This is a genomic window from Rhodococcus sp. NPDC127527 (genome assembly GCF_042672245.1).
GTDB lineage: Bacteria > Actinomycetota > Actinomycetes > Mycobacteriales > Mycobacteriaceae > Rhodococcus_G.
Window position 1 is genome coordinate 63835 of sequence record NZ_JBHXVP010000020.1, and the last position, 8635, is coordinate 72469.

General features: G+C 70.6%; 8 protein-coding genes. 1 reads left to right on the forward strand and 7 read right to left on the reverse strand.

All coding sequences use genetic code 11. The features are described 5' to 3' along the window. Nucleotides 1–72: 72 nt before the first annotated feature. The 4 genes from dapF to ACFVH2_RS23485 all read right to left on the reverse strand — a co-directional run bounded on the left by dapF (nucleotide 73) and on the right by ACFVH2_RS23485 (nucleotide 3552). The gene (dapF, locus tag ACFVH2_RS23470) at nucleotides 73–942 is read right to left on the reverse strand and encodes a diaminopimelate epimerase (protein ID WP_378427511.1); all 870 of its coding nucleotides are present in this window, start codon (nucleotides 940–942) and stop codon (nucleotides 73–75) included. Between the two features lie 134 nt (nucleotides 943–1076). Next, nucleotides 1077–1934 (reverse strand): TrmH family RNA methyltransferase, encoded by an 858-nt coding sequence (locus ACFVH2_RS23475; protein WP_378427485.1) that lies wholly within the window; start codon nucleotides 1932–1934, stop codon nucleotides 1077–1079. Further along, nucleotides 1931–2848, reverse strand: coding sequence for a tRNA (adenosine(37)-N6)-dimethylallyltransferase MiaA (gene miaA / locus ACFVH2_RS23480; protein ID WP_378427487.1), 918 nt, complete (start codon nucleotides 2846–2848; stop codon nucleotides 1931–1933). Before miaA ends, ACFVH2_RS23475 begins: the two co-directional genes overlap by 4 nt. Continuing rightward, on the reverse strand, nucleotides 2836–3552 hold the full coding sequence (locus ACFVH2_RS23485; protein ID WP_378427489.1) for a hypothetical protein: 717 nt from the start codon (nucleotides 3550–3552) through the stop codon (nucleotides 2836–2838). Before ACFVH2_RS23485 ends, miaA begins: the two co-directional genes overlap by 13 nt. A 141-nt stretch (nucleotides 3553–3693) precedes the next feature. Here ACFVH2_RS23485 and ACFVH2_RS23490 point away from each other — a divergent pair, with 141 nt between their 5' ends. Beyond that, a complete protein-coding gene (locus ACFVH2_RS23490) occupies nucleotides 3694–5046 on the forward strand; it encodes a DUF349 domain-containing protein (RefSeq protein WP_378427491.1) in 1353 nt (450 codons plus the stop codon). 126 nt (nucleotides 5047–5172) lie between these two features. Here ACFVH2_RS23490 and ACFVH2_RS23495 read toward each other — a convergent pair whose 3' ends face one another. The 3 genes from ACFVH2_RS23495 to ACFVH2_RS23505 form a co-directional block, all read right to left on the reverse strand. Beyond that, entirely contained in the window at nucleotides 5173–5748 is a 576-nt protein-coding gene (locus tag ACFVH2_RS23495; protein WP_378427493.1) for a hypothetical protein, read from the reverse strand. Beyond that, nucleotides 5745–7265, reverse strand: a complete 1521-nt coding sequence (miaB, locus tag ACFVH2_RS23500; protein ID WP_378427495.1) for a tRNA (N6-isopentenyl adenosine(37)-C2)-methylthiotransferase MiaB — start codon at nucleotides 7263–7265, stop codon at nucleotides 5745–5747. Before miaB ends, ACFVH2_RS23495 begins: the two co-directional genes overlap by 4 nt. Before the next feature lie 144 nt (nucleotides 7266–7409). Continuing rightward, nucleotides 7410–8261: an alpha/beta fold hydrolase gene (locus ACFVH2_RS23505; protein ID WP_378427497.1), complete on the reverse strand. Its 852-nt coding sequence runs from the start codon at nucleotides 8259–8261 to the stop codon at nucleotides 7410–7412. Nucleotides 8262–8635 lie beyond the last annotated feature (374 nt).

Genomic DNA, 8635 nt, shown 5'->3' on the forward strand with positions numbered 1-8635 from the left:
ATGGTCCCACGCCGAGCCCGCGCCGTGCACCCGGTTATCCGGGGCGGGTGCAGCGGCGCGGAGCGCGACAGATCAGGCCAGCGCGTCCCACCACGACTCGTCGATCCGTCCCGAGGCCACCAGGACCGACGGACCGCGCAGCCAGGCCCGACCTGCACGCACGGTGACCTGCACCTCGCCGCCGGGCACCCGGACCCGCACCTGGCCGTCGACGCGGCCGGCCGCACGCAGTGCCGCCGTCGCCGCCGCGACCGTGCCGGTGCCGCACGACCTGGTCTCGCCGACACCGCGTTCGTAGACCCTCATGTCGACGGCGCCGTCCACGAGCGGGGTGAGGACCTCCACGTTCACCCCGCTCGGGAAGAACGCCAGGTCGAAGATCGGCGCGCGGCTCAGGTCCAGGCTCGCCAACTTGTCGGCGGTGAGGGACTCCGACACGCACGCCAGGTGGGGGTTGCCGACGTCGATCCCGAGGCCGGTGAGCAGCTGCCCGTCGACGGTCGCGGTCGTGACGCCCAGTTCGCGGACCGGACCCATGTCGACGGTCACCTCGCCGAACGATCCCTCGCCGCGGTGCACGACCACGGGCCGCGGACCGGACCGGCTGCCGACGACGAACTCGGCGGCCCGCTCCAGCCCGGTGGCACGCAGGTAGTGCGCGAAGACCCGAACCCCGTTGCCGCACATCTCGGCGATCGAACCGTCGGCGTTGCGGTAGTCCATGAACCAGTCGCCCTCGCCGACACCGTCGGGCAGCGTCGAGAGCACCCCGGCCGCGCGCAGCGCGCCGGCCCGCGCGACCCGGAGCACGCCGTCGGCGCCGAGGCCGCTGCGGCGATCGCACAACGTGGCCACCCGGTCGGCGCGCAGGTCGAGCGCCGCATCCAGGTCGGGCAGCACGACGAAGTCGTTCTCGGTGCCGTGCCCCTTGCTGAATTCCATGCCAGTCAGTTTACCGAGGGCATCCTGCTCGGCCACGCCGGCGAACAGCGCCAGCCGGGCAGCGAGCCGGGCCGCGGTCGCCCGGGACAGTCCGTCCGGGTTGGTCTGCCACTCGATGTCGAACTCGTCGTCGCTCATCCGCGTTGCCTCGCGATCTCGTAGAGGCACACCGCGCCCGCCGAGGGCGCGCCGAGCGAACTCGCGGCCCCCCCGATCGGGATGCTCACCGTCACATCACAGGCCGCGCGCCAGGACGCGCTCATGCCTCGGGTCTCGTTTCCGATCACCAGAATCGTGCCTCCACCGAAGTCGTGCTCGAAGATGGGCACCGCGCCGTCCTCGTCGGTCCCGACGATCATCAGATCACGCCCCGACCGTCGCAGGCGCTCCCGCATGGCCAGTACCTCGTTCGCGTCGGCCGCCGAGTACACCGGCAGGGCGAACAACGAACCGGTCGAGGCGCGAACGCACTGCGGGTCGAACGGGTCGGCGGCATGCCCCGCGACGACCACCGCGTCGGCCCCGAATGCGTTGGCGGACCGGATCAGTGTGCCCAGGTTGCCGGGCGAGGACGGCCGGTCGAACACCACCACCAGCGGCGCACCGGAGGTCGGGACGAACGCGCCGAGACCCCGCTGACGGGTCTTCGCGACGGCGATGAGTTCCGGTGCGGCGTCGGCCTTCTCCCCCAGTTCGGCCATCAGTTCGCCACTGACGCCGACCTTCTCCCCGGACCAGGCGCCCATGACGCCGCGCGCCCACGCCGACAGCGGCGCGCCGTCGACCCGGTAGAGCAGCGTCTCGATCGGCCAGTCGTGCTCGATCGCGAGGGTCAGCGGTCGCACACCCTGGATCAGGAAACGCCCCGCCTTGGTGCGCTTGGCCCGGGTGCCCAGGTACGACTGCCACTGCTGGAAGCGGGCATTGCGCACCGTAACCCTCGGGTCGCGATGCCCCGACTGCGCCGTAGTCCGCTGCGTCTTCTTCGTCACGCTCTCTCCACCGTTGTCATTGCCTCCTCGACCAGGTCCGCCCGCGCCGCGTCGAGCCAGTGCACCCGCGGGTCTCGCCGGAACCACGACCGCTGCCTGCGCACGTATCGCCGGGTGCCGATCAGGGTCCGCTCACGCGCCTCGTCCATGTCGTACTCGCCGTCGAGGGCGGCCAGCACCTGCGCGTAGCCGATGGCCCGCGGCGCGGTGACACCCTCGCGCAGCCCGACGTCGATCAGCGCGGTCACCTCGTCGACCAGGCCCTGCTCGAACATCAGGTCCGTGCGCAGGCCGATCCGCTCGTCGAGTTCGGCTGTGTCCCGGTCGACGCCGAGCACGACAGTCCCCCAGCGCGGCTCCCCGATGGTCGGCGCGGACGCCGCGAACGGCCGCCCGGTCAGCTCGACGACCTCCAGCGCGCGCACCATCCGCCTGCCGTCGGTCGGCAGGATGGTCGCGGCGGCCTGCGGGTCGACCCGGGTCAGTTCCGCGTGCACGCCCGCGACGCCACGCTCGGCGAGCACCGCCTCCCACTTCGCCCGGACCTGCGGGTCGGTGGCGGGGAACTCCCAGTCGTCCAGCAGCGACTGCACGTACATCATCGAGCCGCCGACGATCACGGGCACGCGGCCGCGCCGCGCGATGTCCTCGACGTCCGCGCGTGCCGACTGCTGGTAGCGGGCGACGGTCGCGGTCTCGGTGACGTCGAGGACGTCGAGTTGGTGGTGCGCGATGCCGCGGCGCTGGTCCTCGGGCACCTTGGCGGTGCCGATGTCCATGCCGCGGTAGAGCTGCATGGCGTCGATGTTGACGATCTCGCCGCCGAGCCGCTCGGCCAGCGCGAGTCCCAGGTCGGACTTGCCGGTCGCGGTCGGCCCGACCACCGCGACGGGGCGCACGGTCACGGCAGCCACATCCCGACGTGGTATCCGACGCCGTACGGCGCCCCCTGGTAGTAGGTGTCGCACCGCGGGGCGTCGTCGCCGAACACCCCGGCCAGCACCTGCCAGGCCGCGCGCCCGGCGATACCGAGATCGAGGCAGGCGACCGGGTCGAGCTGCCGCAGGTATTCGAGGTCACCGGCGTCGAGGGCGCGGTCGAGCTCGCGCTGAGCCTGCGGTGCGCGCTCGTCGAACGCGCCGGGCGCCTTCGCGGTGAGGGTGGTCGCCCCGTCCGCGACGACGAGCACCCCGCACGGGCCGGGTTCCGCGTCGAGCGTGTCCCGCAGCCGCGCGCCCAGCTCCGCGCAGTACACCGGCGAGGTGTCCTCCGCGACGATCACCGCGGTCGCCGTCGACCACGGTGACGACTCCGCCCGCAGCCACCCGGCGACCAGCGCGGCCAGCGGAAGGTCGGGGTCCACGACGGCGTCGGCCCCGGCGGACATCGAGATCCGGAGGTCGACACCGAAGCCGCGGAAGGTGCCCCGCGCATCGGCGGGCACCTCCGATTCGGTGGGTCCGACACCGATGACGGTCCAGTTCTGGGCGCGTTCGCCGAGCGCGAGGGCCGCGGTCAGGCTCGCCTCGCGGAGCTCCGCGGTCTCGACCGCGGCCGCGCCCGCCAGTGCGGGAATCAACAGGGGTGGCGAGGAGACCAGGGCCGCGGCGGTGAACACGCTGGCAACGGTAGTCGACCCCAGAATCCCGACTCTCGGGGTCCGAACTGTTTCAATAGTCGTGACCGCTCGTTCCGGGTTGAATGAAACCCGAGAGACCGAGCCAACGGCAGCCGTGACGCGCGGCAGGGAAGAGGAGTCATGACCGACAGCAGCGCACCCAAGCCCGGCGCACCCAAGCCCGGCGCCCCGAAGCCGGGCGCGCCCAGGCCCGGAGCGGTGAAACCGGCCGTGCCTGCAGTACCCGCCGCGGTGCACGCGCCGACGGTCGCCCCGCCGAGCGACCCGAGCCTCTTCGGCCGCGTCGACGAGGACGGCACCGCCTGGGTCAAGACGGCCGACGGGGAACGTCAGATCGGGTCCTGGCAGGCCGGTGACGCCGCCGAGGGCCTCGCGCACTTCGGCAGGCGCTACGACGACCTGGCCACGGAGGTGGGCCTGCTCGAGGCCCGGCTGACCTCAGGCGCCGGTGACGCGAAGAAGACCAAGACCGCCGCGACGGCCCTCCTCGAGTCCCTGCCCACCGCGGCGGTCATCGGCGACGTCGATGCGCTGGCCCGACGCCTCGATGCGGTGATCGCCGGCTCCGAGAAGGCCGCCGTGGCGGCCAAGGAGGAGCGCGAGCACGAACGCGAGGAGCACACGCACCGCAAGGAGGAGCTGGCGGCGGAGGCCGAGCAGATCGGTGCCGAGTCCACCCAGTGGAAGGTCGCGGGCGACCGCCTGCGCGAGATCCTCGACGAGTGGAAGACGATCCGCGGGGTCGACCGGAAGGTCGACGACGCGCTGTGGAAGCGCTACTCGAAGGCCAGGGAGGCCTTCAACCGCCGCCGCGGGGCCCACTTCGCCGAACTGGACCGCGACCGCGCGGCAGCGAAGGCCACCAAGGAGGAACTGGTCGTCCGCGCCGAGGAGCTGTCCGGTTCCACCGACTGGGGTCCGACCGCCGGTGCGTTCCGGGACCTGCTGGTGGAATGGAAGGCCGCGGGACGCGCCCCACGCGAGGCGGACGACGCCCTGTGGAAGCGCTTCAAGGGCGCCCAGGACGTGTTCTTCGAGGCCCGCAACGCCGCGGCCTCGGAGCGGGACGCCGAGTTCGAGGGCAACGCGGTCGCCAAGGAGGCGCTGCTGCGTGAGGCCGGGGACATCGACCCGTCGAAGGATCTCGAGTCGGCGCGCGCCGCGCTGCGCGACCTGCAGGAGAAGTGGGACGAGATCGGCAAGGTGCCGCGCGAGCGGATGCACGACCTGGAGTCGAAGCTGCGTGCCGTCGAGAAGAAGGTCAAGGACGCGGTCGACTCCCAGTGGCGCCGAACCGATCCCGAGGCGATGGCCCGCGCCGCCCAGTTCCGCGAGCGGGTCGCCCAGTTCGAGGAACAGGCCGCGAAGGCGACGGCGGCGGGCAAGAGCAAGGACGCGGAGAAGGCCCTCGCACAGGCCCAGCAGTGGCGCGAGTGGGCGGACGCCGCGGAGGGCGCCGTCAACGAGCGGTAGTCGGTACGCCGCGTCGTCGACCGGCACCATCGCGAACAGCGCAACGGCCGGCCGGATCGAGGCGAGTCCCCCTGGACCGCCGCCAGATCCGGCCGGCCGTTGCGCGCCGCGGTGAGCGCGTCCGCGCTACTTGTTCAGGTCACCCCAGATGTCACGCTGCTCGGCCTCCGCGGTCTTCTCGCGACGCTCCTGCTCTGCCGCGAGCTGGACGGCGGTGCGGCTCCACACCACCCGGATCCAGTGGAAGGTCAGCACCATCACCACGATCCAGCCGAGGATCAGTCCGATGCCGGGGCCACCGCCGGGATCGCTCGGCGAGAGCGTCTGTCGGGACCAGATCGCGAGCATGCCGAACACGTCGGCGACCGCGCAGCCCGCCAGCGACAGCCACGCCAGCGCCCAGCGCCGGGTGACGAGTGCGAGGGCGCCGAAGACCACGCCGAAGACCAGCGCCAGCCACACGAACACCCGGGACGGCAGCGCGATCGACTCCGCCACCGCGGCATCGTCGCCGACCAGCACGTCCCAGCCGTTCGCGCCTCCCGTGTGCGGCAGCGCGAAGGAGAGCAGCAGGAGCAGCACCCCCACCGCGACCACCACGCCGCGCAGACCCGGATCGATCTCCGAGTTCACCTTCCGCTCGGCCGCGTCGATGTCCTTGCGGTACTGCTCGAGGTCGTCCTCGGGGCGGTTGTCGGTCATGCTCCACATCCCGTCGCGATGGGCAGCGGCGCGGGCGCGCCGATCTGCGGTAGTCCCAGTCCGACACCGATCGGTGGCGTCTTGGGGGTGATGCCCCGTTCGTGCGAGTCGCCCGCACGGGTGCGCCGGTGCGTGAGCACCGGACCGTCGGCGATCAGGTGGTGCGGGGCGGCGCCGGTCACCACGGTGGTGATCACGTCGCCCGGACGCACCTGTCCGTCGAGGGCGCCCTCCGGCCGGAAGTGCACCAGCCTGCCGTCGCGGGCGCGGCCGCTCATCCGCTGGGTGGCGGCGTTCTTGCGGCCCTCCCCGGCGGCCACGAGCAGCTCCACCTCGGCGCCGACCAGTTTCCGGTTCTCCTCGAGCGTGATCTGCTCCTGCAGGGCGATCAGGCGGTCGTAACGTTCCTGCACGACCTCCTTCGGCAGCTGCTCGTCCATCTCGGCCGCCGGGGTGCCGGGACGCTTCGAGTACTGGAAGGTGAAGGCGCTGGTGAACCGCGCCTGCCGGACCACGTCGAGGGTCTGCTGGAAGTCTTCCTCGGTCTCGCCGGGGAAGCCGACGATGATGTCGGTGGTGATCGCGGCGTGCGGCATCGCGGCGCGGACCTTCTCGATGATGCCGAGGAACTTGGTGCTGCGGTACGAGCGGCGCATCTCCTTGAGGACGCGGTCGGAACCGGACTGCAGCGGCATGTGGAGCTGCGGGCACACGTTCGGGGTGTTCGCCATCGCCTCGATGACGTCGTCGGTGAACTCGGCGGGGTGCGGGGAGGTGAACCGGACCCGCTCGAGCCCCTCGATCCGCCCGCACGCGCTGAGCAGCTTCGCGAACGCGCCGCGGTCGCGGGGCAGTTCCGGGTCGGCGAAGGAGACGCCGTAGGCGTTGACGTTCTGGCCGAGCAGCGTCACCTCGAGCACGCCCTCGTCCACCAGGGCCTGCACCTCGGCGAGGATGTCACCGGGCCGCCGGTCGACCTCCTTGCCGCGCAGTGCGGGCACGATGCAGAACGTGCAGGTGTTGTTGCAGCCGACCGAGATCGACACCCAGCCCGCGTAGGCGGATTCGCGCTTGGCCGGCAGCGTGGACGGGAAGGCCTCGAGCGAGTCCAGGATCTCGACCTGGGCCTCCTCGTTGTGCCGAGCCCGCTCGAGCAGGGTCGGCAGCGAGCCGATGTTGTGGGTGCCGAACACGACGTCGACCCAGGGCGCCTTCTTGACCACGGTGTCGCGGTCCTTCTGGGCGAGGCAGCCGCCGACAGCGATCTGCATGCCGGGGCGGGACTCCTTGGTGGGGCGCAGGTGACCGAGGGTGCCGTACAGCTTGTTGTCGGCGTTCTCGCGGACCGCGCAGGTGTTGAACACCAGCAGGTCGGGATCGGTGCCGGGCGCGGCCTTCGTGTAGCCGGCGTCCTCGAGCAGACCCGACAGCCGCTCCGAGTCGTGCACGTTCATCTGACACCCGAAGGTGCGGACCTCGTAGCTGCGGGCGTCTGTGCGAGTGGATTCATCCTGCATTGGTGACACGTCTCAGGGTAGCCCACCACCCCATGGGCACCCACATACGCCCTGGTAGAGCCCTGACTCGGGGATCAGAACGGATGCCACCACTTGGTGGAGCCGCCGGCGACTCGCCCCACGACCGGTCGCCGGCGGCGCGCATCACCGCAGCAGGAATTCCAGGGCTACACGCTCGAATGCCTCCTTGGCTTCGACCATCACCCAGTGCCCGCAGTTCGGGAACACGTGCAGTTCCGCGTTGGGGATCAGTCTCAACGGAACCATCGGCATGTCCGGCGGGCACTGCCGGTCGTCGAGCCCCCACGTCAGCAGTGTCGGGCATTGCACCTTGTGCATCATCGACCAGTACGGCGGCGCGTCCGAGTGGGCCGTGAACTGCTGCTGCGCGGCAAACGCTGCGGAGCCGTACATCGCGGCGAGGGTCTCGTGCGACGCCGGATCGTTCGCGGTTTCCCAGCGTTCCTCGATCCGTTCCTCGGTGATGACCGAACGGTCGTACACCATGCATTCGAGCCACCGAACCAGCTTGTCGCGACTGGGACCGTCGGCGAACTCCTGCAGCAGTCGGGTGCCCTCACTCGGGTTCTGACTGAAGATGTTCGGCCCCACCCCGCCGATCGTGATCAGCTTGCTCACTCGCTCGGGATGCCTCATGGCGACCGTGGTTCCCACGACGCCTCCCATCGAATTGCCGACCATCGCGGCCGACTCGATGCCCAGCGCGTCCATGAAGCGGATCACCGACGATCCCGCTGTGATCACTGGGTGCCCGTCGACGGGATCACTCACCCCGAACCCCGGGAACTCGAGGATGTAGCAGCGGAACCGCTCCGCGAAGACCGCCAGATTTCCCCGATAGTTTCGCCAGCCGCTCACGCCGATTCCCGAGCCGTGCAACAGGATGAGCGGCGGCCCCTCTCCCGCCTCGTGGTAGCGCAGCACCCCCTTGTCGGTGACGACGTCCCTCTTGGTCCCCTCGTAGCTCACGTCCATGCCGCCAAGCTAGAACGCGTTTCAGTTTTGAGCAACTGCCTCCGCCGGATCCATGGACATCGACTCCCCGCGAGATCAACTCCCAACGACCGACCCGCGAGGTGAACACGAGCAACCGTCAGAACTTCAAGCGTTTTCGCCGCCGAACCCCCGATCCCCTCGCCGCTCGCCCGCTTGGACCTGGGAGTCCGAGAAAAGGAAACCGGCGAGTCCGTTGCACTTCTCAATAAGGTGGAACATGTTCTAATTTAGGTCCATCGGCCGGATCATCTACAGAGACGAGGGAAGTCATGGGTCAGGTCCAGGATCGGATCGAGCAGTACGCGGAGGAGATCCGCGCCGAGGGTGTCGAGGGCGACAAGCTGATGCGCCTG